23 protein-coding genes are annotated in these 22915 nt (G+C 60.4%); 9 read left to right on the top strand and 14 right to left on the bottom strand.

The genetic code is table 11. The features are described from left to right. The 6 genes from BUA42_RS21520 to BUA42_RS16155 all read right to left on the bottom strand — a co-directional run. A partial coding sequence (locus BUA42_RS21520; RefSeq protein WP_425435038.1) for an acetyl-coenzyme A synthetase N-terminal domain-containing protein occupies window positions 1-64 on the bottom strand: 64 nt, incomplete at its 3' end. Between the two features lie 166 nt (window positions 65-230). Then, window positions 231-986: an ABC transporter ATP-binding protein gene (locus BUA42_RS16175; protein ID WP_072779308.1), complete on the bottom strand. Its 756-nt coding sequence runs from the start codon at window positions 984-986 to the stop codon at window positions 231-233. Window positions 987-1038: 52 nt separating this feature from the next. After that, window positions 1039-1794: an ABC transporter ATP-binding protein gene (locus BUA42_RS16170; protein WP_072779307.1), complete on the bottom strand. Its 756-nt coding sequence runs from the start codon at window positions 1792-1794 to the stop codon at window positions 1039-1041. Between the two features lie 12 nt (window positions 1795-1806). Next, the gene (locus BUA42_RS16165; RefSeq protein ID WP_072779306.1) at window positions 1807-3048 is read right to left on the bottom strand and encodes a branched-chain amino acid ABC transporter permease; all 1242 of its coding nucleotides are present in this window, start codon (window positions 3046-3048) and stop codon (window positions 1807-1809) included. A gap of 3 nt (window positions 3049-3051) precedes the next feature. Next, a complete protein-coding gene (locus BUA42_RS16160) occupies window positions 3052-4083 on the bottom strand; it encodes a branched-chain amino acid ABC transporter permease (RefSeq protein ID WP_072779305.1) in 1032 nt (343 codons plus the stop codon). A gap of 108 nt (window positions 4084-4191) precedes the next feature. Next, window positions 4192-5538, bottom strand: coding sequence for a substrate-binding protein (locus tag BUA42_RS16155; RefSeq protein ID WP_072779304.1), 1347 nt, complete (start codon window positions 5536-5538; stop codon window positions 4192-4194). A 219-nt stretch (window positions 5539-5757) separates the two neighbouring features. Between BUA42_RS16155 and BUA42_RS16150 the strand changes: the two genes are divergently transcribed. From BUA42_RS16150 to BUA42_RS16130, 5 genes are all read left to right on the top strand, one after another. Further along, entirely contained in the window at window positions 5758-7059 is a 1302-nt protein-coding gene (locus tag BUA42_RS16150; protein ID WP_072779303.1) for a helix-turn-helix domain-containing protein, read from the top strand. Between the two features lie 107 nt (window positions 7060-7166). Next, a complete protein-coding gene (locus BUA42_RS16145; protein ID WP_072779302.1) occupies window positions 7167-7535 on the top strand; it encodes a response regulator transcription factor in 369 nt (122 codons plus the stop codon). Then, complete coding sequence (locus BUA42_RS16140; protein WP_072779301.1) at window positions 7532-7813, top strand: DUF6611 family protein; 282 nt, start codon at window positions 7532-7534, stop codon at window positions 7811-7813. Before BUA42_RS16145 ends, BUA42_RS16140 begins: the two co-directional genes overlap by 4 nt. Further along, window positions 7810-10497: an ATP-binding protein gene (locus tag BUA42_RS16135; RefSeq protein WP_072779300.1), complete on the top strand. Its 2688-nt coding sequence runs from the start codon at window positions 7810-7812 to the stop codon at window positions 10495-10497. Before BUA42_RS16140 ends, BUA42_RS16135 begins: the two co-directional genes overlap by 4 nt. Window positions 10498-10583: 86 nt before the next feature. Beyond that, entirely contained in the window at window positions 10584-11636 is a 1053-nt protein-coding gene (locus BUA42_RS16130; protein WP_072779299.1) for a FliM/FliN family flagellar motor switch protein, read from the top strand. A 16-nt stretch (window positions 11637-11652) separates the two neighbouring features. On the opposite strand, the gene BUA42_RS16125 is transcribed toward BUA42_RS16130, so the two are convergent. The 4 genes from BUA42_RS16125 to BUA42_RS16110 are packed head-to-tail and all read right to left on the bottom strand — an operon-like array spanning window position 11653 to window position 13827. Continuing rightward, the gene (locus BUA42_RS16125) at window positions 11653-12090 is read right to left on the bottom strand and encodes a protein tyrosine phosphatase family protein (protein ID WP_072779298.1); all 438 of its coding nucleotides are present in this window, start codon (window positions 12088-12090) and stop codon (window positions 11653-11655) included. A gap of 9 nt (window positions 12091-12099) precedes the next feature. Next, window positions 12100-12534: a DUF6691 family protein gene (locus BUA42_RS16120; protein ID WP_072779297.1), complete on the bottom strand. Its 435-nt coding sequence runs from the start codon at window positions 12532-12534 to the stop codon at window positions 12100-12102. Beyond that, the gene (locus BUA42_RS16115) at window positions 12534-12959 is read right to left on the bottom strand and encodes a YeeE/YedE family protein (RefSeq protein WP_072779296.1); all 426 of its coding nucleotides are present in this window, start codon (window positions 12957-12959) and stop codon (window positions 12534-12536) included. Before BUA42_RS16115 ends, BUA42_RS16120 begins: the two co-directional genes overlap by 1 nt. Window positions 12960-12963: 4 nt before the next feature. Next, window positions 12964-13827, bottom strand: a complete 864-nt coding sequence (locus BUA42_RS16110; protein WP_072779295.1) for an MBL fold metallo-hydrolase — start codon at window positions 13825-13827, stop codon at window positions 12964-12966. An 84-nt stretch (window positions 13828-13911) separates the two neighbouring features. On the opposite strand from BUA42_RS16110, the gene BUA42_RS16105 reads away from it, so the two are divergent. Then, the gene (locus tag BUA42_RS16105) at window positions 13912-14622 is read left to right on the top strand and encodes a DUF1045 domain-containing protein (protein ID WP_143152721.1); all 711 of its coding nucleotides are present in this window, start codon (window positions 13912-13914) and stop codon (window positions 14620-14622) included. On the opposite strand, the gene choV is transcribed toward BUA42_RS16105, so the two are convergent. From choV to choX, 3 genes are all read right to left on the bottom strand, one after another. After that, the gene (gene choV, locus BUA42_RS16100; protein WP_072779293.1) at window positions 14583-15629 is read right to left on the bottom strand and encodes a choline ABC transporter ATP-binding protein; all 1047 of its coding nucleotides are present in this window, start codon (window positions 15627-15629) and stop codon (window positions 14583-14585) included. The genes BUA42_RS16105 and choV overlap by 40 nt on opposite strands. Continuing rightward, window positions 15626-16462 carry a choline ABC transporter permease subunit gene (gene choW, locus BUA42_RS16095; RefSeq protein ID WP_072779292.1) on the bottom strand — a complete coding sequence of 279 codons (837 nt, stop codon included), beginning with the start codon at window positions 16460-16462 and terminating at the stop codon, window positions 15626-15628. The genes choV and choW overlap by 4 nt, the downstream gene beginning before the upstream one ends. A gap of 61 nt (window positions 16463-16523) precedes the next feature. After that, complete coding sequence (gene choX, locus BUA42_RS16090; protein ID WP_143152720.1) at window positions 16524-17441, bottom strand: choline ABC transporter substrate-binding protein; 918 nt, start codon at window positions 17439-17441, stop codon at window positions 16524-16526. Window positions 17442-17537: 96 nt separating this feature from the next. Between choX and betI the strand changes: the two genes are divergently transcribed. From betI to betA, 3 genes are read left to right on the top strand one after another with little or no spacing between them, the layout of a single operon-like run. After that, on the top strand, window positions 17538-18131 hold the full coding sequence (betI, locus tag BUA42_RS16085) for a choline-binding transcriptional repressor BetI (RefSeq protein WP_072779290.1): 594 nt from the start codon (window positions 17538-17540) through the stop codon (window positions 18129-18131). Beyond that, window positions 18131-19588, top strand: a complete 1458-nt coding sequence (gene betB / locus BUA42_RS16080; protein ID WP_072779289.1) for a betaine-aldehyde dehydrogenase — start codon at window positions 18131-18133, stop codon at window positions 19586-19588. Before betI ends, betB begins: the two co-directional genes overlap by 1 nt. A 9-nt stretch (window positions 19589-19597) precedes the next feature. Further along, window positions 19598-21256: a choline dehydrogenase gene (gene betA / locus BUA42_RS16075; RefSeq protein ID WP_072779288.1), complete on the top strand. Its 1659-nt coding sequence runs from the start codon at window positions 19598-19600 to the stop codon at window positions 21254-21256. A 146-nt stretch (window positions 21257-21402) separates the two neighbouring features. Here the strand turns inward: betA and BUA42_RS16070 are convergent, their stop codons facing one another. Beyond that, a complete protein-coding gene (locus BUA42_RS16070; protein WP_072779287.1) occupies window positions 21403-22668 on the bottom strand; it encodes an MFS transporter in 1266 nt (421 codons plus the stop codon). Window positions 22669-22915 lie beyond the last annotated feature (247 nt).

Below are 22915 nucleotides of genomic sequence, written 5' to 3'. Positions count from 1 at the left end.
AGTCCAGACGCTCCGCCTGCTCGGCCCAGAACCCCTCACTGTCACTCACCGACCGCGCATACATCTCCTCATAACGCGCCGCATCAACATGGGCGTTCTTCACCAGGCTGTCCGCCGGTGGGTAGGTCATGTCATTCATGTGAATCTCCTCCGCTTTGAAAAAAGAAAAGCCGCCCCGGCAGCTTATGGCAAGGGCGGCTATGGTCGCACATGATGCAGATCATGCTGGATCAGATTGCGAGATATTCCGCCCGCAGCGAGTCATTCTCAAGAACCTCTTCGGCACTGCCGTCGAAGACAATGGAACCGGTGTCGAGGATGATGGCCCGGTCCGCGAGTTGCAAGGCGCGGATCGCGTTCTGCTCAACGAGGATCGTTGTCATGCCCTGTTCCTTGATGTGGCGCAGCGTCTTTTCGATCTCGTCCACGATCACGGGGGCCAAACCCTCGTACGGCTCGTCCAGAAGCAGAACCTTCACGTCACGCGCCAGCGCACGGGCGATGGACAGCATTTGCTGCTCGCCCCCGGAGAGGGTTACGCCTTCCTGCTTGCGGCGCTCGCCAAGGCGCGGGAAGAGGTCGTACAGGCGTTCGATCGACCAGCCGATGGGCGGAGCGATCTGTGCCAGTTGCAGGTTCTCCTCGACCGTGAGGCCAGGGATGATCCGACGGTCTTCGGGCACAAGCCCAAGCCCCGCCGTGGACGCCTCGTAGGAGGTCATCTTGTGCAGCGGTTGGTGATCGAGCCAGATCTCGCCGTGGTTCACCTGAGGATCGTCCATGCGTGCGATGGAACGGAGTGTCGTGGTCTTGCCGGCACCGTTTCGACCGAGCAGCGCTAGGATCTCGCCTTCGTGCACGTTGAAGGAAATGCCCTGCACGATGTAGCTTTCGCCGTAGTAGCTGTGCATGTCCCACACCGAAAGGAAGGCCGGTGCGGTTTCCGCCATGTTGCGGTTCTTGGAAAAGTCGGGTCTGACGTTCATGGTTGCGTCCCTTTGTCGGGTGCCGGGTGGACGCCCGGCCTACATTGATGGCTCAGGCGGCTTCGCCGAGATAGGCTTCCTTGACTTTCGGATGGCCCTTGATGTTTTCGGGCGTGTCCTCGACCAGAGGAGTGCCTTGCGCCAGCACGGTGATCCGTTCGGCCAGAGAGAATACCACGTGCATGTCGTGTTCGATGATGGCGATCGTGATGTTGCGCTTTTCCTTGATCTCCTTGAGCAGGTCGATCGTGTTGTTGGTGTCGGCGCGCGCCATCCCTGCGGTCGGTTCATCAAGCAACAGAAGCTTGGGATTCTGCACCAGACACATCGCCATTTCGAGGCGCCGTTTGTCGCCGCGTGACATCGAAGCGGAATGCATGTTCCGTTTGTCGAGCATGTTTACGTCTTCAAGCATTTGTTCGGCCTGATCGCGCAACTCGCCCTCGCTGACGACAGAGCGAATGCCGTGGAGTGCAAAGGACCCGTCCCGCTTGGCAAAGCAGGGTATCAGCATGTTTTCCATGACGGTCAGATCGCCGAAGATCTCGGGCGTCTGGAACACGCGGCTGATGCCCATCTGGTTGATCTCGAACGGGGTGCGGCCCAGGACCGACTGCCCGTCGAACATCACCGACCCTGTGTCCGGGATCAGTTTGCCGACGAGACAGTTCAGCAAGGTCGACTTGCCCGCGCCGTTGGGGCCGATGATCGCGTGGACCGTTTGTTCCGCCACGCTCAGGTTCACATTGCCCAGAGCCTGCAGGCCACCGAAGCGTTTGTTGACGTCTTTGACTTCAAGAAGTCCCATGTGCCCGTCTCCTTATTCTGCAGGTTCGGTGGTTGCGGATTTGGTGTCTTCCTGCTTTTTCCGCCGGAAGAGCGCCGCGAGTTTCTGACCGCCCTGGACCAGGCCGCCGGGTAGAAAGATCACGACCAGCATGAAGATGATGCCAAGCGTGAGATGCCAGCCCTTGCCGATGAACGGGTAGATGATCGCGACAATGAAGTCTTCCAGACCGTCGGGCAGGAAGGCGAACCAGCTGTGCAGGATATCGGAGTTGATCTTGGAAATGATGTTTTCCATGTACTTGATGGCACCTGCTCCAAGAACCGGCCCGATCAGGGTTCCGACGCCACCAAGGATCGTCATCAACACGACTTCCCCGGACGCGGTCCAGAACATCCGTTCGGGTCCGGCCAGTGGGTCCATCGCAGCCATCAATCCGCCTGCCAGACCTGCATACATGCCTGAGATCACAAAGGCGGCAAGCATATAGGGACGGGGGTTCATCCCCGTGTAGGTGAGACGTTGCTGGTTCGATTTGATCGACCGCAAGACCATGCCGAACGGGGACCGGAAAATGCGAATGGACAGGTAGAAGGCAATCAGCATCACAACGGCGCTGAAGTAGTAGCCCGCACTGAAGGTAAAGACCCAGTCGCCTAGAACGAGTTCGGTCGCGCTGCGCATTTCCAGCCCGAAGAGCGTCGGAACGGGGATGTTCCCATCGGCCGTGGTCTGCGCACCAAGTATGCGCGGGTCCTGCAGCGTCAGCTGGAGGCCGGTTTCACCACCGGTGAGGCCCTTTTGCAGGAGGCCCTGCTGCGTCGGGCCGTCCATATCGGTGGCAAGGACCGAATAGGCCAGCGCGTATGACATCATCGCAAAGGCCAAGGTCAGGATCGAGAAGTAGATCCCCGACCGCCGCAGGCTCACGTAGCCGATGACGACGGCGAACAGGGCGGACATGATCATCGAAAGCGCCAGCGCTGGGAGTACGTTCATGCCGAAAAGCTTGAACATCCACATCGCAGCGTAGGATCCCACACCTAGGAAAGCGGCGTGACCGAAGCTCAGGTAGCCTGTCAGACCGAACAGGATGTTGAAGCCGATGGCGAAGATCCCGAAGATGACAAAGCGCTGCATGAGGTCCGGATACCCGGCGTTGAACTGCGCGAGTGCAGAGCCTTCCGGGAAGGGATTGAGAAGGAACGGTGCGAAGATGACGAGCGCCGTCACGATGAGAAGGAGCGAGCCGTCTTTTTTGTCGAGTCCAAACATGGCTTAGTCCTCCATGACGCCCTTGCGTCCCATCAGACCGCGTGGGCGGGTCAGAAGGATCACAATGGCTACGAGATAGATGATGATTTGGTTCAGGCCCGGGACGATCTCCAGAACCTCGCGCATGGACGCAAAGCTTTCGAGGATGCCCAGAAGGAAGCCTGCAAGCACGGCGCCAGGGAGTGATCCCATGCCGCCGACAACCACCACGACGAAGCTCAGGACAAGGAAGTCCATGCCCATATGGTAGTTTGGTGAGGTGATCGGCGCGTACATCACACCAGCCAGACCCGCGACCGCTGCGGCGAGGCCGAACATGATGGTGAAGCGCTTGTCAATGTTGATACCCAAAAGGCCGACAGTCTCGCGATCTGCCATTCCGGCCCGCACGACCATGCCAAACGTGGTGAACTGCAGGAAGGCGAACACGGCACCGATGATCACAACCGCGAAGGCGAAATAAACAAGGCGCCAGTACGGGTAGATGATCGTGCCCGGTTCGAAGCCAATCAATGCACCGAAATCGAACGATCCGACAAACGCCTGTGGGGCCGGTGCCGGGATCGGGTTCGCGCCGTAGTAGTACTTGATGATTTCCTGAAGCACGATGGCGAGGCCGAAGGTCACAAGGATCTGGTCGGCATGCGGGCGCTTGTAGAAATGCTTGATGAGGCCGCGCTCCATGATGACGCCGACTGCGATCATCACCGGGATGGCGAGCAGAATGGCCAGCGGCACCGACCAGTCGATGATCGCGGCTCCGGCAGCTTCTCCGAAGATATCATACACATATGGGACATCCCGTGTGGCCGGATTGCCGAGGAAGTCCACTTGGCCCGGGATTGCCACCTCGTGGCTGAGGCTCAGCAGGCGCGACAGTGTCACAGCGCAGAACGCGCCGATCATGAACAAAGCGCCGTGCGCAAAGTTCACCACGCCGAGCGTGCCGAAGATAAGTGTCAAACCCAGCGCGATCAGCGCGTAGGCCGAGCCTTTGTCGAGCCCGTTCAGAATTTGCAGAATTATGGCGTCCATTGCCCCACCCTTTGCGGTCAGAAGTGTGGAAGTGCAGACAGCCCAGCAGTTCTGCGGGCTGATGCAGGAAATGGGTGGGCCCGTTGGCCCACCCCGAAGCGCAGCGGCTTATGCGCCGTTGTTGCAGGAGCCCAGAGCACCGCCCGCGAATTGCGGGTGATCCGGCTCGTAGGTGACCTGTTCCACCGGTGTGACTTCGACGATCTCGAGAAGGTCGAATTCGGAGGACGGGTTTTCCTTACCCTTCACGACCAGAACGTCTTTGAAGCACTGGTGATCTTCGGCGCGGTAGAGTGTCGGGCCGTTGCCCATACCGTCGAATTCGAAGCCTTCGAGCGCTTCGACAACCGCGCACGGTGCGAAGGAGCCGGCACGCTCGACCGCATCCGCGTAAAGCAGAGCCTGCACGTAGCAGGTGTGCGCAGCCTGAGACGGCGGGAAGCCGTACTTGGTGCCGAAGGACTGAACGAATGCCTTGGAGCCTTCGTCCTGCAGCGACCAGTGCCAGTTGGTGGAGCCGAAGATGCCCTTCACGTTGGCGCCCGCACCCTTCGCCATCAGGCGGGAGTACAGCGGAACAACGATTTCGAAGTTCTTGCCGTTGACCTGACGGTCACGAAGGCCGAACTGCACCGCGTTGGTCAGCGAGTTGACCATGTTGCCGCCGTAGTGGTTCAGAACCAGAACGTCTGCATCTGACTGCAGAACCGGCGTGATGTAGGACGAGAAGTCGGTCTGCGTCAGCGGCGTCAGAACGGTGCCGACTGTTTCCCAACCCATCGCTTCGGTCGAGGAGCGGACCGCCTCTTCTGTGGTGTAACCCCAGTTGTAGTCAGCTGTCAGGTGGTACGCCTTACGGTCTGTGCCGTAGTTCGCAGCAAGCACGGGCGCGAGAGCCGCACCGGACATGTACGAGTTGAAGAAGTGACGGAAACCATTGGCTTTCTTGTCTTTACCCGTGGTGTCGTTGGAGTGGGTCAGACCCGCCATGAAGATGACGCCGGCCTCTTGGCAAAGCGCCTGCACGGCCACGGCCACGCCCGAGGACGAACCGCCGGTGATCATGATGGCGCCGTCTTTTTCGATCATCGACTTCGCCGATGCGCGCGCCGCGTCCGATTTGGTCTGCGTGTCGCCTGTGACGTACTCGACTTTCTTGCCGAGGATACCGTTGCCCTGAAGTGCCTTCGACGAGAAGGTGTTGAGCATACCGCCGTCGCCTTCACCGTTCAGGTGCTCAACGGCCAGTTCGTAGGCGCGCAGTTCGTCTGCGCCCTCGTCCGCGTAGGGGCCGGACTGGGGTACGTTGAAACCCAGCGTGACGGTCGATCCTGTTGGTGCGTTTGTGAAGCCTTCGTGGCCCGCTGCGGACAGGTACGTCGGCAGAGCAAGACCCGCCCCTGCAACTGCACCTGTCTTGAGCACGCCGCGACGTGTCAGGTTGCCTTTGGACATATAATCCTCCCAATGTCTTAAAGGGTCTGGCGGGGTTCCTCTGACCGCCAACACCGCACATATGTGCAGGGTGAGTATCGGATATGCAGTGAAAACATATCAATAAGCGCTTTGCTCAAAACGATTTTTCTGTCAATAAATGAACAGTGCAGCGCAGAAATATGTAAAAAAGTTTTAGCCGCAGCGCAGAAACCGATTGATTCATCATGGGATTCCGCATTGGCCCGCGACACTTTGACAGGCAGCCGAATTCGCGAACGGCGGATCATGGCGGGGATCAAGCAATCCGAGCTGGCCCAGCGGGCCGATATCTCACCCTCGTACCTCAACCTGATTGAACACAACCGGCGTAGAATCGGCGGGAAACTGCTGGTCGATATCGCTCATGCGCTTGACGTCGAACCGACCTCCCTGACCGAGGGTGCGGAAACGGCGCTTCTGACCAACCTGCGGGAAGCCGCGACCAATACGGATCTTCCAGAGGCCGAGCTCGCGCGTGTTGAAGAGTTTGCCGGACGTTTCCCGGGCTGGGCAGCTTTGCTGGCCGAATACCAGCGCAGGGTGGAAACGTTGCAGCAAAGCGTCGAAGCGCTGACTGACCGACTGACCCATGATCCCCATCTCGCAGCGTCGCTGCACGAGATGCTGAGCACCGTCACAGCGATCCGGTCGGCGTCCTCTATTCTGGCAGAACCGGGTGACATCGAACCCGAATGGCAGCGCCGGTTCAACCGCAACATCTACGAAGACAGCGCGCGGCTTGCCGAAACCAGCCGAAGCCTCGTGCGATATCTCGAAGAGGCAGAATCCGAAGCACCCACCAACAGTGCTCCGCAAGACGAGATGGACCGTGTGTTCCAGAAGCTCGGGTTTCACATCCCCCAACTTGAGAACCCGCATGCGTCGGTCGATGCTGTGCTGGGCGAATTGTCGGACGGCCTGTCCCATGCCGCGCAGTGGTTGTTGTTGCGTGCCCTGGATCGGTACCGCGAAGACGCTTTGCGCATGCCCCTTGATCTGTGCGCACGGGTGGTCGCCAAGTCTGGAAGCGATCCGCTAGCTTTGGCAGATGCGGCCCATGCGGATGTCGCCAGCGCGATGCGTCGGCTTGCGCAGTTGCCGACAGGCATCCTGAAACAACCGGTGGGCCTGGCGATTTGCGATGGATCTGGCGTCACCACCTTCCGCAAACCACTGCCGGAATTTCCGTTGCCCCGGCTTGGGGCAGGGTGCGCGCTTTGGCCTCTCTACAAGGCGCTGGCGCGCCCCATGATGATCCACGCCGAACGGGTTGAGCAATCGACCCGTGCCTCGGCCCACCATCTGGTCATCGCAATCGCGCAGCCTTCCGAAGCGCCGAAACTCGGGCGGGACACCCTGTTCGAAAGCCATATGCTGATCGTTCCGGAAGCCAAGCACGAAACGTCCGAACCAGTGATGCAGGTTGGCCTGAGCTGCCGCATCTGTCCGCAATCAGAGTGCAAGGCTCGGCGGGAGCCTTCGATCTTGGTCGCAAGGTGATCCCGGAAGTTTTGACAGTCTGCACATAAAACGTATTAAAGTGCGAGTATTGGCCTGAATTGGCGTCAGTTCAAAAAGGCCATGCGGGGGGCCGCGGGAGGGGACGCATGTCGAAACAGGTTCTGTTGATCGAAGATGAACCGAATATCATTGAAGCGATTAGCTTTATTCTGTCGCGCGATGGTTGGACGGTGAAAACCCATTCCAATGGCGCGGACGCTGTCGATATCGTGCGCGAACGTCAACCGGATGTGCTCATCCTCGATGTTATGCTGCCGGGCAAGAGCGGGTATGACATCCTGCGCGAATTGCGGGGCGATCCGGCCAATTCCGACTTGCCGGTCCTGATGCTCACCGCCCGTGGTCAGAGTAAGGACCGCGAGATTGCCGAACGCGCCGGTTGCGATGCGTTCATGACCAAGCCCTTTTCCAACGCCGACGTGTTGGAGACCGTGAGAACACTGGCGTCGAAATGAGCGAACCGGCGGACAGGCCCAAACCGTCGCCGGTATTTCATGAGAAACGCACCTACCGGCAGCGCCGGCTCATGGACGCCGCGCGCCTTGCGCCGATCCTTGCACTCTTATTGTGGCTCCTACCGCTGATCTGGCCGCAATCCGGCGACGCGAGGGTGAGCAGCGCGGCTGCCTTGATCTACATTTTCGCGGTCTGGGCCGGCGTGATCGTTCTCACCTTCGGACTGTCCCGCGCCTTGGGCAGCCGGATGGAGGATGATCCGGGGTCAGACCCATGACCACGCTCAACATCCTTGTCGCCGTCTGTGGCGCCTACGTGCTGTTCCTGTTCGCGGTCGCGTTCGCGGCCGACCGGATCGCGCTTCAGGGTCACAAGGCGTGGCTGCGGTCGCCGTTGATCTACACGCTATCTCTGTCGATCTACTGCACGGCCTGGACGTTCTACGGCGCGGTCGGGAGCGCAGCGCGCAACGGGTTCGAGTATCTCACCATCTACCTTGGACCGACCTTGGTCATGGTCAGCTGGTGGTGGCTGTTGCGCAAACTGATCCGCATCGGTCGGACGCAAAAGATCACATCCATCGCTGACCTGATCTCTTCACGCTACGGTAAATCAAGTTTGCTGGCAGCGGGTGTCACCATCCTCGCAGTGATCGGCACGACCCCCTACATCGCGCTCCAGCTTCAGTCGGTGACACTGTCCTTTTCGGTCTTCGCCGCCGAAGCGCATGACCGTACGCCGGAGAGATTGGAAAGCTTCGCGCTTTGGCTCTCGTTGGGCTTGGCCCTGTTCACGGTTCTCTTCGGGACACGAAATCTCGACGCGAAAGAGCGGCACGACGGAGTCGTCATGGCCATTGCGGTCGAGGCGGTGGTGAAGCTGGTGGCGCTGCTGTCGGTGGGGATCTTCGTCGTCTGGGGGGTCTCCGGCGGAGTGTCCGAGGCGCTGTCACGCATTGATGCGTCCGAGTTCGGACAGTGGCAGACCGATCGCAGCCGTTGGGCGGGGCTGATTTTCCTCTCGGCGGCGGCGTTCCTGTGTTTGCCGCGCACGTTTCAGGTGCTCGTGGTCGAGAATGACGACGAAAGCCATCTGCGCACCGCCAGTTGGGCATTCCCGCTCTACCTCGGCCTGATGAGCCTTTTCGTGGTGCCCATCGCCGTGGTCGGCCTCGATTTGATGCCGGACGGATCGAACCCGGACCTTTTTGTCCTCACCATCCCACTGGCACTGGGGGAAAACGGGTTGGCAATGCTGTCATTCCTTGGTGGGTTCAGTTCGGCCACCTCCATGGTCATCGTCGCGGCGATTGCGCTATCCACAATGGTGTCGAACCATATCGTCATGCCGATCTGGCTGCGCGTGTCTTCGACCGGGGCAAGCGTATCCGGGGATGTGCGCAATGCGGTCCTGATGGCGCGGCGAATATCAATCGTGGCTGTGGTCATGTTGGGGTACCTCTACTACCGCATGTCGAGCGGCGGGGAGGCATTGGCCACCATTGGCCTTGTGGCCTTTTGCGGTCTGGCCCAAGTGCTGCCCGCGATGCTTGGGGGTATGTTCTGGCGCGGGGCCACGTGGCTGGGCGCTTTTGCGGGCCTCACAGCAGGGTTCGGCACGTGGCTTTACACCCTTTACTTGCCAAGCTTTGGCGTTGGCACCGTTCTGCCGGTATCGGTTGTGGAAAACGGGCTGTTCGGCTTGGCATGGCTGCGCCCGTATGCGCTTTTCGGGATCGAAGGGCTCGACCCGCTGATGCATTCGGTTCTCTGGAGTATCGCCTTTAACGTTCTCGCATTCCTGACGGTGTCACTGGTCACCTTCCCGTCACCCATCGAACGGCTACAGGCGGCGCAATTCGTGAACATCTTCGAACATTCGGGCAGCAAGCGTCGCTGGTCGGGCGGCGTTGCTCAGACCGAAGACCTGATGGTCATGGCGCAGCGCATCCTGGGCGCGCCGGAAGCGCAGGCGTTGTTTTCGGCGCATGCCCGCAAGCAGGGGGTCAGAGGGGATCTGCCTGACCCGACGCCGGACTTTCTTGAGGTGCTGGAACGCGAACTGGGGAGCTCGGTAGGAGCCGCGACGGCACATGCGATGGTGGGTCAGATCACCGGCGGGATGGCCGTGTCCGTGGAAGATCTGATGGCGGTGGCAGATGAAACCGCACAGATGCTGGAATACTCGGCCGAGCTGAAAGAGAAATCCGAAGAATTGAGCCGTACCGCATTGGAGCTGCGCAACGCCAACCAGAAGCTGACGCGTCTGTCGATCCAGAAAGACGCCTTCCTCAGCCAGATCAGCCACGAACTGCGCACGCCGATGACGTCGATCCGAGCGTTTTCCGAGATCCTGCGGGACACCGATGAGATGGGTCCCGAGGACCAGTCGCGCTATGCCTCGATCATCCATGATGAGGCGCAACGCCTGACGCGTCTGCTGGATGATCTTCTTGACCTAAGTGTCATTGAGAACGGGCAAGTGAACCTCAATCTGCGCGATGGTTTGTTGAAAGACGCCCTCGATCGTGCGGTGTCTTCGGCCGCAATCGGGGAGGATGGCGCGCAGCTTGAGATCCAGCGCGACGCGCTGAAAGAGGACATTTCGCTGTTCACGGACCTCGACCGGCTCAGTCAGGTTTTCATCAATCTGATCGCGAATGCCCGCAAATACTGTGATGCGGATGCGCCAAGGCTCGTCATACGGGTGATGCAGGAAACCGACCGGGTGGTGATCGACTTTCAGGACAACGGATCGGGCATTTCGGCGGAAGCTGCCGACATGATCTTCGAAAAATTCGCGCGCGTGAGCGATCAGAAAGCCGGGGGCGCCGGGCTGGGATTGGCGATCTGTCGGCAGGTGATGACGCGTTTGGGTGGATCGGTAGACTTCATTCCGACAAAATCCGGCACGACCTTCCGCGTGGTGCTGCCCTATCGTCTGGCGATGGCCGCGCAATGAGCGGGTTGTCCAAGAGACGCTAAGCCCTTGGTAACCATTCCCCGCCATAACGGCAGGAACGTGGTTTGACGGGTGAACACAGTACGATGCCTGACGGCACAGCAGAGTCAGTTCTGGAACGCAAGGCGCAAGCACAACGCCGGTCGCTGGGTGTTGGCGGTCTCTCCGTGCATCGCGCCCTTGGGCGCAGTCTGTCGATTGCTGCTGACGCGCTTTGGGCGCTTGGTCTCGTCGCGCAGGCCACCAGGGACGACACTTTGCCGACCGATCTGGCGCTTGCGCGCCTGCCCGAAGACGCCTTGCTGCTCATTCTTGAGAATGACGCAGGATCCTGCGGGCTGTTGGCGTTGGACCGCTCGGTTGTGACCAGCCTGATCGAGGTGCAGACGCTTGGAAAAGTGTCGCGGTTTCCGCTGGATGACCGCCCCTTCACCGCCACCGATGCTGCCATGACGGCCCCGCTCGTCGATGCGGCGCTCCCGCGGTTTGGGGCCATGCTGGAGGGTCAGCCGGAACGGGCACACTTGCAGGGATTTCGCTTCGGCGCGCAGGTGGATGATGTGCAGACGGCAGGGCTGGCTCTGGACGGGGACAGCCATCACATGCTGTCTTTCGACGTCAGCCTTGCTCAAGACACGCGGGTCGGAAAGGTTGCCTTTCTGTTTCCCGAACCTGAGCCGAGCAAGGCTACCGATGACGCGTCTTCGATCCAGTTGGGCAAGCACGCCGAGGCGATGAAACGCCTGCCTGCCCGGATGCGTGCAGTGCTGACACGCATCCATGTGCCTTTGTCGAAAGCGCAGTCTCTGAAGCCCGGTGATCTTCTGGAAATCTCCCCGGCCGCCCTGAACGCCACCAGTCTCGTGGTTGATGGTGGCTATGTCGTCGCCAAAGGCAAGCTGGGTCAGATAAACGGCTTTCGCGCCATTCGCATCGGTGGTGACGCGCCGCTTTTGCAGCAGGCTGACAGGGGGGACGCCGCGCGGACCACGCCCAAAGTGTCAGCAAAGCAGCCAAAAGACGCGGTCACGGATACCGCATTTTCGGATGCTGTTAATGTTGAGGCGCCTTTGGTGCCTCAACCGATGGACATGTCTTTGGATGATCTGGCCTTGGGCCTCGATGATTTGGAGCCGTGATACGTGGCGCCGAAACCTAGCCTTGCTTTTGCGCCGATGCCGCTGCGTCGAGCGTCGGACGCAGAGCAGCAAGGTCATATCCCGCACGGCTGACCGCATTCAAAATCTGGTCCGCGCTTTGCTGCCCCGCCTGGCTCAGCGCCCACAGGATTGACGACCGCGTGCCCGACGCGCAATAGGCTAGCACCGGGCCATCCGACGACGCGACGATGTCAGCCTGCGCGGCAACACGGTCTGGCGTCATGGTCTGATGCGTGATCGGCAGAACCTCGAAACGAAGCCCTTCCGCCTCAAGCGCGGCGCGAATGGCGTCCGTCTGATGGCTGGGCGGCACTTCGGCATCGGGTCGGTTGCAGATCACAGTGGTGATGCCTGCCGCCTTGATGGCGGCGGCGTCTTCGGGATCGATCTGCGGGGAGACGCTGTAGCGCTCTGAAATTTGGCGAATATCCATGGCAAAGTCCTACTGTGCAGGTGCTGGCCTGTCCAGCCACCCGCGAATTGTGGGCATCGCACCCATGCCGACCAGCATGGAGGCAAGGAAGACCAGTCCCTCGAACCCGCCATAGCTGAGCGACGCGATGGCCGGTCCGGGGCACAGGCCCACGAGGCCCCAGCCCATGCCGAACATGACAGAGCCAAGCACGAGGTTGCGACCGACCTGTGTGCTAGGCGGCGGTGGCATGGCATCGCCCAGCAGGGCGTATTGCCGCCGCGCCGCGACACGCCACGCGATAAACATCGGGATGATGGCACCCCCCATGACGAATGCCAGCGTCGGGTCCCAATTGCCAAACACGTCGAGCCATCCCTGCACTTTGCGGGTGTCCGTCATGCCCGAGATCATGAGTCCGGCCCCGAAGAGGCCACCGGCGAGAAAAGCAAACGCGTTCCGCATCACACCACCCCCAACACGTGGCGGAACAGCGCGATCGTGAGACCACCCGCCAGAATGTAGAACACAGTTGCGACGATCCCGCGCAACGACAGGCGCGAGATTCCGCAAACGCCGTGACCGGAGGTGCAGCCATTGGCAAGACGCGTGCCAACGCCGACCAGAAGGCCTGCCGCAATGAGAACGGGCAGATTACTGGTCACATGCGTGTCCTTCGGGCCCAATACGCTCAGCAGCAGGAAGGGGATGAGAGCGACACCTGCCAAAAAACTCAGCCGCTCCCATTTCGTTGATGCGCCGCTGCCGTCCACGAGGCCACCGACGATGCCGCTGGCCCCCATGATGCGTCCATTGGCCAACAGATACACTGCGCCACCTGTGCCGATCACCAATCCGCCGATCAGCCCGTAAATCCAATCCGGGTTCATGGTCTCAGAGCTCGTTCACAGGAACTTTGAGGAACACCTTGCCGTCCTTGTCGGCTGGCGGCATCTGGCCCGCGCGCATGTTGACCTGCAGGGACGGGATGATGAGCTTTGGCATCGCCAGCGTCGCATCGCGGGCATCGCGCATCTCGACGAAGTCATCCTTCGACGCACCAGCGCCCACGTGCACGTTCTTGGCCTTCTGCTCACCGACGGTGGTTTCCCACGCGTATTCTTCGCGACCCGGCGCCTTGTAGTCGTGGCCGACGAAGATGCGGGTCTCGTCCGGCAGAGCGAGGATCTTCTGGACCGAGTCGTACAGCTGTTCCGACGACCCGCCGGGGAAGTCACACCGCGCGGTGCCGAAATCCGGCATGAACAGGGTATCGCCCACGAAGGCCGCGTCGCCCACAACGTAGGTCAGACAAGCCGGTGTATGCCCGGGAGTGTGGAGGACGTCGGCCCGCAACTGTCCGATGTGGAAGCTGTCGCCTTCGACGAAAAGCTGGTCGAATTGGCTGCCGTCGCGCTGGAACTCGGTGCCTTCGTTGAACACCTTGCCGAACGTGTCCTGAACGACCTGAATGCGGTCGCCGATGCCGATTTTCCCGCCGAGAGCGTCCTGAAGATAGGGCGCCGCGCTCAGGTGATCCGCATGGACGTGTGTTTCGAGCAACCACTGCACGTCGAGGTCATTCTCACGCACGAAGGCAATGATGGCGTCGGCCGATTTCGTATCGGTCCGGCCCGAGGAGTAGTCGAAATCCAGAACGCTATCCACGATGGCGCAAGCGCGGCCTTCGGGATCTTGCACCACATAGGAGATGGTGTTCGTCGCGTCGTCGAAAAATCCGGTAATTTTAGGTGTCATATCGCAAGTCTCCTTACTGTTGGAAAACATATAAGCAAAGTTGAATACGTTGCAACAGGCTTCCGTAGGCTTGTCAAAGAAATCGTGTCGCGCCTAACTGCGATCATGCCCGCAACCGAGTTCCAGCGCTATGCAATTTACCATGTTCCAGACGGCCCATTGGGCGATTTTGGCGCAAGCTGGTTTGGCTGGGACTGCGTTTCACAGCAAAAGGCCACACCGTTGGCGCGGCAGGACTGGATCGCAAATGCCAGCAGATACGGGTTTCACGCGACCCTGAAGGCTCCGTTTCGCCTCTATGACACGTGTGATGCTGCACAACTGCCGCGGGCGGTCGAAGCATTCGCGCAGAAGCGCGCCGCGGTTTCGCTGGGCGGCCTGTCACTGGTGTGGCTTGGGCGGTTTCTTGCGCTGGTTCCCGCCACTTCGAACGATGCCTTGAGCGATCTTGCCGCGCATTGCGTGACCGAGTTGGACAGATTTCGCGCGCCGCTCAGTGTCGACGAGCGTGAGAAATACGCGCGACGCAACCTGTCTGAGACGCTGCACCAAAACCTGCTCACATGGGGATACCCCTTCGTGATGGACGCGTTCCGCTTTCACATGACCCTGACGGACCGCGTGCCACAGGCCGAGCGTACGACAATAGAGGAGACCGTGCGCGCCCCCCTGCCTGACGTCTCCGGACCTTATCTGATGCGACACATCTCATTGATGGGGGAGGACAGGGATGGGCGGTTCCACCAGATCGCGCGCTATGATCTGCCGGAACCTCCGGTCGGGTCAGACAAGTAGGCCAGCACGTCATTTTTACCGATCACGCCAATGGGTGCGCCCTCTGCGACCACGGTCAAGTCTCTGTCCTGCCCGACAAGTGTCTGCATCACCGTCATGACCCGCGCGTCCGCATCAACTTCGGGCGCGCCCTTGGTGCCGTGCCCGCTTCGCATGATGTCACGCGCGCGCAGAACGCCGAGCGGGTTCATGTGCTTGACGAAATCGGCCACGTAATGGTTTGCGGGATGACGGAAAATGTCCTGTGGCGTGCCGCATTGCACGATGCGTCCGCCTTCCATGATCGCGATGCGGTTGCCGATCTTGAAGGCCTCGTCCAGATCGTGACTCACGAAAATGATCGTGCGCCGCAGCGTGTCCTGCAATTCAAGAAGTTCATCCTGAAGCTTCGTCCGGATCAGGGGATCGAGGGCCGAAAAGGGTTCGTCCATAAGGAGGATCGGCGCGTCGGTGGCAAAGGCGCGGGCAAGGCCCACGCGTTGCTGCATCCCGCCGGACAGTTCTCCGACCTTGCGATCGGCCCAATCGGACAGCCCCACGAGCGCTAGCTGCGCCTCCACGCGCTCCTGCCGTTCGGTTTTGGACTGGCCGCCCAATTCCAGACCCAGGCCGACATTCTCGCGCACGGTGCGCCATGGCAAGAGGCCGAATTGCTGGAACACCATCGCCACGTGACGCAGCCGCAACTGCCGCAAGGTCGCGGCGTCGGCATGGGTGACATCAACCAGCCGCGTGCCGTCATGCACCCGAACGCAGCCGCGCACCACGGGGTTCAGCCCATTGACCGCGCGCAGCAGGGTGGACTTGCCGGACCCGGACAACCCCATTAGAACAAGGATCTCGCCCTCGGCCACGTCGAGCGAGCAATCGTGCACGCCAAGTACCTGATGCGTTTCGCTTTGGATCTCACCACGGCTTTGGCCCGCATCCATGAGTGGCAGAGCGGCCTCCGGTTTGTCCCCGAAGACGATCGAGACATTGTCGAACGAGACGCGCGGTTCACTCATTTGTCGCGCTCCATCCGCAGCATCCGGTCAAGGATGATCGCAACGACCACAATGACAAAGCCGCTTTCGAAACCACGCGCCGTGTTCACTTGGTTAAGCGCACGCACCACCGGCACCCCAAGCCCATCGGCACCGACAAGCGCGGCGATCACGACCATCGACAGCGACAACATGATCGTCTGGTTCAGCCCCGCCATGATTTGCGGCAGGGCAGAGGGCAGTTCGACCTTCCACAAAAGCTGCTGTTTCGTAGCACCGAACGCTTCGGCAGCTTCGATGAGGGGCGTCGGTGTCGAACTGACGCCAAGATGGGTCAGGCGGATTGGTGCGGGCAGCACGAAGATCACCGTCGCGATCAGGCCCGGCACCATCCCGATACCGAAAAACACAATCGCCGGAATAAGATAGACGAAGGTCGGCAAGGTCTGCATAAGGTCCAGCACGGGCCGCATCCACGCGTAGAGTTTGGGCCTATGTGCCGCGGCGATGCCGATTGGGACACCCAAGCCCATGCAGACCACGCAGGCGGATAAGACAAGCGTCAGGCTTTCGGTCGTTTCCTCCCAATAACCTTGGTTGATGATGAACAAAAACCCGAGGCCGACGAACAGGCAGACCTTCCAACTGCGTTGCAGCAGCCAGGTGAGCGCTACGAAGAGACCGATGATGAACAGCGGATGCGGCGTCTGCAGCAGCCAGAGAAACCCGTCGATCATCGCCTCCAGCGCGTCAGACAGGGCATCGAAGAAAAAGGCTCCGTTGCTTTCAAGCCAGTCAAAGCCATCGCCCGCGATCTGACCAACGGGGATCTTGTTTTCGGTCAGCCAGTCCATGCGCCGCCTTCGTCATGTCATGATTGGAAAAGGGCGGCCTGTTGGCCGCCCGATGTGTCGATTATTGAAGCGCTGCCTGCACCGCCGCAACGGCATCTCCGCCGTCTTTGGTGGTGACGCCGTCAAGCCATTCCGCGTAAGCGTCCGGGTTGGCCGACAGCCACGCAATCGCGGCGTCGCGCGGTTCTTCACCGTCATTCAGGATCGCGCCCATGATTTCGTTTTCCATGGCGAGGCTGAATTCAAGGTTGTTCAACAGCGCACCGACATTCGTGCATTCCTCGACATATCCGGCGCGGGTGTTGGTGTAGACCGTGGCGCCACCGAGGTTCGGACCGAACCAGTCATCGCCTCCTTCAAGGTAGGTGAGCTCGAAATTGGCGTTCATCGGATGTGGCTCCCAGCCGAGGAACACGATGGGCTCACCCCGGTCTGAGGCGCGCGCCACTTGTGCCAGCATCCCTTGTTCGGAACTTTCGACCACTTCGAAGCCGTCGAGGTCAAACGCATTGTCGGCGATCATGTCCATGATGAGGCGATTGCCGTCATTGCCGGGTTCGATGCCGTAGATCTCGGCATCCAAGGCGTCCCTATGGGTGGCAATGTCCGCGAAATTTGCAATGCCCATATCAGCAGCAGCCTTGTTCACGGCCAGCGTGTATTTCGCGCCTTCGAGATTCGCGCGCACAGTGTCGACCGTGCCAGCTTCGCGATAGGGCGCAATGTCGGCCTCCATCGTTGGCATCCAGTTGCCAAGGAACACGTCCACATCGCCTTCGGCCAGGGCGGTATAGGTCACCGGGACGGACAGCACTTTGATGTCGGTCTCGTAGCCAAGCGCATCGAGGACCACCGTGGTCGCGGCTGTGGTCGCAGTGATGTCGGTCCAGCCCACGTCCGAAAAGACAACAGTATCGCAATTGGCGGCAGCCGTTGTCGCGGTGCAAATCGCAACGACCGAAAGAGTAGATTTCAACATGTTCAAGAAGCTCCCTGATGTGGTCTCGTTTTTTGTTGATTGACGAGTCAATAAAAATCGCCATACCGTCCGGCGGTCAACCAAAAGGGGTCGAATGTGCCGAAACTTGGGATGGAGCCTATACGCCGGGCGGCGTTGGTGAAAGCCACGATTGACGAGATCGGACATGCCGGGTCGCTCGATGTGACCGTGGCCCAGATCGCGCGACGGGCCGGGATGTCGTCGGCGCTGGCGCATCACTATTTTGGCGGCAAGGACCAGATCTTTCTGGCCGCGATGCGCCACACACTGAGTCTCTACGGGGCCGAAGTTCGGGGTGCCTTGTCGATGGCACGGGGGCCGCGCGCGCGGTGTGAGGCGATCATTCGGGCGGGCTTTACCAGCGCGAATTTCCGGCGCGAGGTGGTGGCGGCGTGGCTCAATTTCTACGTCCTCGCTCAAAGCGACGATCAGGCGTGGCGGCTTCTGAGCGTCTACCAGCGGCGATTGCACTCCAATCTCGTCCATAGCCTGCGCCCTCTGATTGGCGCTCGGGCCGGAGAGGCGGCGGTCCGCATCGCCGGTTTGATCGACGGTCTATACCTGCGCGAAGCGCTGCGTCGGGAGGCCCCGCAAGGCGATGCAGCAACACGTCACGTGCTGACCCTGCTCGACCAGGAACTGAAATCTGCCGACAAAGAGGGGAAGTGATGACCTATCCGACCCAACCCACTGCCAGCCATTTCATCGATGGAACCTATGTCGAGGACACCAATGGCACGCCGATCGCGGTGATCTACCCCGCCAGCGGAGAGCAAATCGCCACTGTTTACGCGGCAACACCAAAGATCGTTGAGCAGGCCTTGGCCTCTGCGAAACGCGCGCAAAAACATTGGGCTGCGCTGTCGGGCACCGAACGTGGCCGCGTCCTGCGCCGCGCGGCCGACATCATGCGCGAGCGCAATCACGACCTGTCGGTGCTTGAAACCTACGACACCGGCAAGCCGTATCAGGAGACAATTGCTGTCGATGCCACCAGCGGCGCGGACGCTCTGGAATATTTCGGTGGGCTGGCGGGCAGCCTGACCGGCGAGCATATCCAACTGGGTGAGGACTGGGTCTACACCCGTCGCGAACCGCTTGGCGTCTGCGTCGGCATCGGCGCGTGGAACTATCCGACGCAGATCGCCTGCTGGAAAGGCGCGCCAGCGCTCGCCTGTGGCAATGCGATGCTGTTCAAGCCATCCGAGACAACGCCGCTTTGCGCCTTGAAGGTGGCCGAGATCCTGCACGAGGCCGGGCTGCCTGCAGGGATTTATAACGTCATTCAGGGTCTTGGAGAGGTGGGTGCATCGCTGGTCTCTGACCCCCGCGTGGCAAAGGTGTCACTGACCGGATCGGTGCCGACAGGCAAAAAGGTCTACGCCGCTGCCGCGGCCGGCATGAAACACGTCACGATGGAGCTTGGCGGCAAATCCCCCCTGTTGATCTTCGATGACGCCGATCTTGATAACGCGGTCGGCGGCGCGATCCTTGGCAATTTCTATTCGTCCGGGCAGGTCTGTTCGAACGGGACGCGGGTATTTGTGCAGAAAGGCATTAAAGAAGCGTTTCTGAAGCGCCTGACCGAGCGCCTTGCGAACGCGGTGATCGGTGATCCGCTGGACGAGGCAACAAGCTTTGGCCCGATGGTCAGCGAACGACAGATGAACATCGTTCTGGACTATATCGAACAAGGCAAAGCCGAAGGCGCGCGGTTGGTCACTGGGGGCGAACGTATTGATCGCGAAGGGTTTTACCTCCAGCCCACTGTATTCGCCGATGTCAAAGACGACATGGTTATCGCGCGGGAAGAGATCTTTGGACCTGTCATGGCGGTGCTTGATTTCGAAACCGAGGAAGACGCGATCGCGCGTGCCAACGCGACCGAGTTCGGTCTGTCTGCGGGGGTCTTTACCTCTGACCTGTCGCGCGGGCATCGAGTGATTGCGCAGCTTGAGGCCGGGTCGTGCTTCATCAATTCCTACAACGACGCGCCGGTCGAAGCACCGTTCGGAGGGACAAAGATGTCTGGTGTCGGACGCGAGAATTCTAAGGACGCGATCAACAACTACAGCGAACTGAAATCCGTCTATGTCCGCATGGGCGACGTTGAAGCTCCGTACTAGCACTCTGATATGATTGCAGATTACGTCATTGTCGGTGCCGGTTCGGCTGGATGCGGCTTGGCCTACCGCCTGTCCGAGGCAGGTCGGTCGGTGATCGTCATCGAACATGGCGGCAGTGATGCCGGGCCGTTCATCCAGATGCCCGGCGCGCTCAGTTTCCCCATGAACATGAAGCGCTACGATTGGGGCTACCGGACCGAACCGGAACCGCATCTGAACAACCGCCGCCTCGCCTGCCCGCGCGGCAAGGTGATTGGCGGATCGTCCTCGATCAACGGCATGGTCTATGTTCGTGGGCACGCCAAGGACTTCGACCACTGGCGCGACGCGGGCGCGGCGGGTTGGGGATATGCAGATGTTTTGCCGTATTTCAAACGGTTAGAGGATTGGCACGATGGCGGGCACGGCGGTGATCCGGCTTGGCGCGGCGCGAACGGTCCGCTGCATGTCACACGGGGTCGGCGGGACAACCCACTGACGCGTGCGTTTGTCGAAGCGGGAGCGCAGGCGGGCTACGGGATCACTGGCGATTACAACGGCCACCGTCAGGAAGGCGTTGGACCATTTGAGATGACGGTTTGGAACGGGCAGCGGTGGTCCGCCGCGAAGGCCTATCTGCGCCCGGCTTTGAAGTGCGAAAACTGTAGTCTTATCAGAGCTTTCGCGCGGAAAGTGGTGATCGATGACGGACGCGCCACAGGGGTCGAAATCGAGCGACAGGGCGCAATTCAGACCGTTACGGCGCGTGAAGAAGTCATTCTCGCAGCATCGGCGATCAATTCCCCGAAATTATTGATGCTTTCCGGGATTGGACCCGCCGCGCACCTGCGTGAGCACGGGATCGAAGTCATCGCGGATCGGCCCGGTGTTGGACAGAATCTGCAAGATCACCTGGAAGTCTATGTGCAGGCGGCGTCGAAGCAGCCGGTCAGTCTCTATCGATACTGGAACCTGCTGGGAAAGGCCTATGTCGGGGCGCGATGGCTCTTTACGAAGACCGGGCCGGGGGCGTCTAACCAGTTTGAATCATGTGGTTTTATCCGGTCGCGGGCCGGGGTTGAGTATCCGGATCTGCAGATCCATTTCCTGCCGATCGCGGTGCGGTATGACGGTCAGACGGCGGCGGAAGGGCATGGGTTTCAGGCGCATGTCGGGCCGATGCGGTCGCCTTCGCGCGGCGAGGTCACGCTGAAATCAGCGGACCCGAAGGAAGACCCCCGGATTTTCTTCAATTACATGAGCCACATAGAGGATTGGGAGGAGTTCCGCGCGGGCATCAGGCTGGTGCGGGAAATTTTTGCGCAGGAGGCGTTCGCGCCGTTCTACAAAAGCGAAATCCAGCCGGGCGAACATGCGCAAAGTGATGAAACGATTGATGAATTCATCCGCGAACATGCCGAAAGCGCCTATCATCCCTGCGGCACGGTGAAGATGGGGGCGCGTGACGATCCGATGGCGGTTGTCGATCCGGAGACACGTGTGATTGGTGTGGAAAATCTGAGAGTTGCGGACAGTTCGATCTTTCCGCGGATCACCAACGGGAACCTCAACGCGCCGTCGATTCTGGTCGGTGAAAAAGCGGCGGATCATATCTTGGGCCGGGCGCCGTTGCCGCCCGAGAATGCAGAGCCTTGGGTGCATCCGAATTGGCGCGTGGCGCAGCGTTAGGCGTACGGTTCGCCCGATTGGTCCGTACGGTTGCGATTGTGGAAAATCGGCCTGGAAAGTTCACTTGAGATTTTGGTTTCGGAAAGATCGTTCGATCATAGAGAACGAAACTCGATCATGGTTTCTTAACTTTTGGCGCGTAGAACTCACTTCGTTGATGCGCGGTCCCGGAACCCTTCGCCCAGTGGTTTCCAGGTAAGCGCGCTTAATGCGATGACACCGATTGCGGCGACAATGAATGGTATGGTGAGGGCGGTCTCGCGCGTAACGATGCTTTCGGATGCGCTGACCAATGCGCCCGAGAGAAGGAGACCGATCGGCATCATGCCCCAGGCGAGCAACCGGTAGACGCTGTTGACGCGGCCGAGCAGCGCGTTGGGGATCGTGCGTTGGCGATAGGACACCGAGACGGTGTTCCATGTCAGGCCAACGAATTCGAAGGTGGCGAGGATGACGGCCAAGGTCACGGCGTTCGGTGCGAAGGGGATCGCGGCAAATGTGAGGGCGGAGGCGAATTGCGCGTATTGGGCGGCGCGGCCGGGGCCGAGCTTGCGGACGATGGCGTCCGCGCAGAACCCGCCTGCGATGCCGCCAAAAGCGGCGGCAGAGAGCATGAGACCGTAGGCCTGCGCGCCGAGGCCGAGCACCTCTTGCACGTAAAGGACCAGCGCGATGACGACCATCTGGTCGAAAAGGTTCCAGAGGCCGGTGACTACCGCCAACAACCGCAAGAGCGGCGCATCGCGGAGATATGCCAGACCTTCGCCCAATTCCGCGCGCCAATTGCGGATTTTCGGCGCGGCAGCCGAGAACTGTCCTTTCAGGCCGACAATGAGCAGGGCAGCGATGGCGAAGGCGGCGGTGTTGGTCGCAAAGGGCAGCCAGACCAAAGCAGCGATCAGAAACGCCCCCGCAGCAGGGCCCAGAAGAGTGTTGCCGACAAGTTCGACACTCCAGAGACGCCCGTTCGCTTTCTCGAGGTCGGTGTGCGGAACCAAGGCAGGCAAGACCGTTTGCGCCGCGTTGTCGCGAAAGACCTCTGCCGTCCCGACAACCAGTGCGCAGGTCATGAGTGCCGCGAAGAGGCCGGGCATGGCGGTGCCTTCGTCAGTCGGCGGGTCAAACGGCAAGGACACGTAGACAAGAATCGCGGCGACGCCAAACGCGGCGGCGCGCAGGATGTCCATCGTCAGGATCAGCGTCTTGCGGTTCACCCGGTCCGTGACGATCCCGGCGGGCAGGGCGAAAAGGAACCACGGAAGACGCAAGGCCACGGGCATGAGCGCGACGAGAAACGGATCGCGGGTCAGCATGGTTGCCACCCACGCCCAGACCACCACGGCGATGCCGTCGGCGAGGTTGGTCACGCCGCTTGCCAGGATAAAGCGCGAGAATTGGGGATTTCTTACCATGCTGCCTCTCGTCCATCACTTGAAGGATCGACGGTCAAGCTAGAAGCTCAAGCTAGGTGGAGATCAAGCGCCATTTTGGCGGCGCATCGTTTAGCGCGATTTGCGGTGAAATCCATGCGTTTTCGTCGCAATCACAGCATTGCGCGCCATTCTGACATCTCTGTGAAAAGGAGGGTTCCGCAGGGCACTTACGCGCCATCTCTGCGTTGGACGGAGAGCCGCGCACGACATTCATGCTGAGGCATGG

The sequence above is a fragment of the Marivita hallyeonensis genome (assembly GCF_900129875.1).
Classification (GTDB): Bacteria; Pseudomonadota; Alphaproteobacteria; order Rhodobacterales; family Rhodobacteraceae; genus Marivita; species Marivita hallyeonensis.
The sequence above is the reverse complement of the archived record's forward strand: the minus strand, read 5'-3'. Positions and strand labels throughout refer to the sequence as shown.

Coding starts and splice junctions, on each gene's coding strand:
- BUA42_RS16175 (WP_072779308.1), bottom strand. CDS start 986: ATGAACGTCAGACCCGACTTTTCCAAGAACCGCAACATGGCGGAAACC.
- BUA42_RS16170 (WP_072779307.1), bottom strand. CDS start 1,794: ATGGGACTTCTTGAAGTCAAAGACGTCAACAAACGCTTCGGTGGCCTG.
- BUA42_RS16165 (WP_072779306.1), bottom strand. CDS start 3,048: ATGTTTGGACTCGACAAAAAAGACGGCTCGCTCCTTCTCATCGTGACG.
- BUA42_RS16160 (WP_072779305.1), bottom strand. CDS start 4,083: ATGGACGCCATAATTCTGCAAATTCTGAACGGGCTCGACAAAGGCTCG.
- BUA42_RS16155 (WP_072779304.1), bottom strand. CDS start 5,538: ATGTCCAAAGGCAACCTGACACGTCGCGGCGTGCTCAAGACAGGTGCA.
- BUA42_RS16145 (WP_072779302.1), top strand. CDS start 7,167: ATGTCGAAACAGGTTCTGTTGATCGAAGATGAACCGAATATCATTGAA.
- BUA42_RS16140 (WP_072779301.1), top strand. CDS start 7,532: ATGAGCGAACCGGCGGACAGGCCCAAACCGTCGCCGGTATTTCATGAG.
- BUA42_RS16135 (WP_072779300.1), top strand. CDS start 7,810: ATGACCACGCTCAACATCCTTGTCGCCGTCTGTGGCGCCTACGTGCTG.
- BUA42_RS16130 (WP_072779299.1), top strand. CDS start 10,584: ATGCCTGACGGCACAGCAGAGTCAGTTCTGGAACGCAAGGCGCAAGCA.
- BUA42_RS16125 (WP_072779298.1), bottom strand. CDS start 12,090: ATGGATATTCGCCAAATTTCAGAGCGCTACAGCGTCTCCCCGCAGATC.
- BUA42_RS16120 (WP_072779297.1), bottom strand. CDS start 12,534: ATGCGGAACGCGTTTGCTTTTCTCGCCGGTGGCCTCTTCGGGGCCGGA.
- BUA42_RS16115 (WP_072779296.1), bottom strand. CDS start 12,959: ATGAACCCGGATTGGATTTACGGGCTGATCGGCGGATTGGTGATCGGC.
- BUA42_RS16110 (WP_072779295.1), bottom strand. CDS start 13,827: ATGACACCTAAAATTACCGGATTTTTCGACGACGCGACGAACACCATC.
- choV (WP_072779293.1), bottom strand. CDS start 15,629: ATGAGTGAACCGCGCGTCTCGTTCGACAATGTCTCGATCGTCTTCGGG.
- choW (WP_072779292.1), bottom strand. CDS start 16,462: ATGGACTGGCTGACCGAAAACAAGATCCCCGTTGGTCAGATCGCGGGC.
- choX (WP_143152720.1), bottom strand. CDS start 17,441: ATGTTGAAATCTACTCTTTCGGTCGTTGCGATTTGCACCGCGACAACG.
- betB (WP_072779289.1), top strand. CDS start 18,131: ATGACCTATCCGACCCAACCCACTGCCAGCCATTTCATCGATGGAACC.
- betA (WP_072779288.1), top strand. CDS start 19,598: ATGATTGCAGATTACGTCATTGTCGGTGCCGGTTCGGCTGGATGCGGC.
- BUA42_RS16070 (WP_072779287.1), bottom strand. CDS start 22,668: ATGGTAAGAAATCCCCAATTCTCGCGCTTTATCCTGGCAAGCGGCGTG.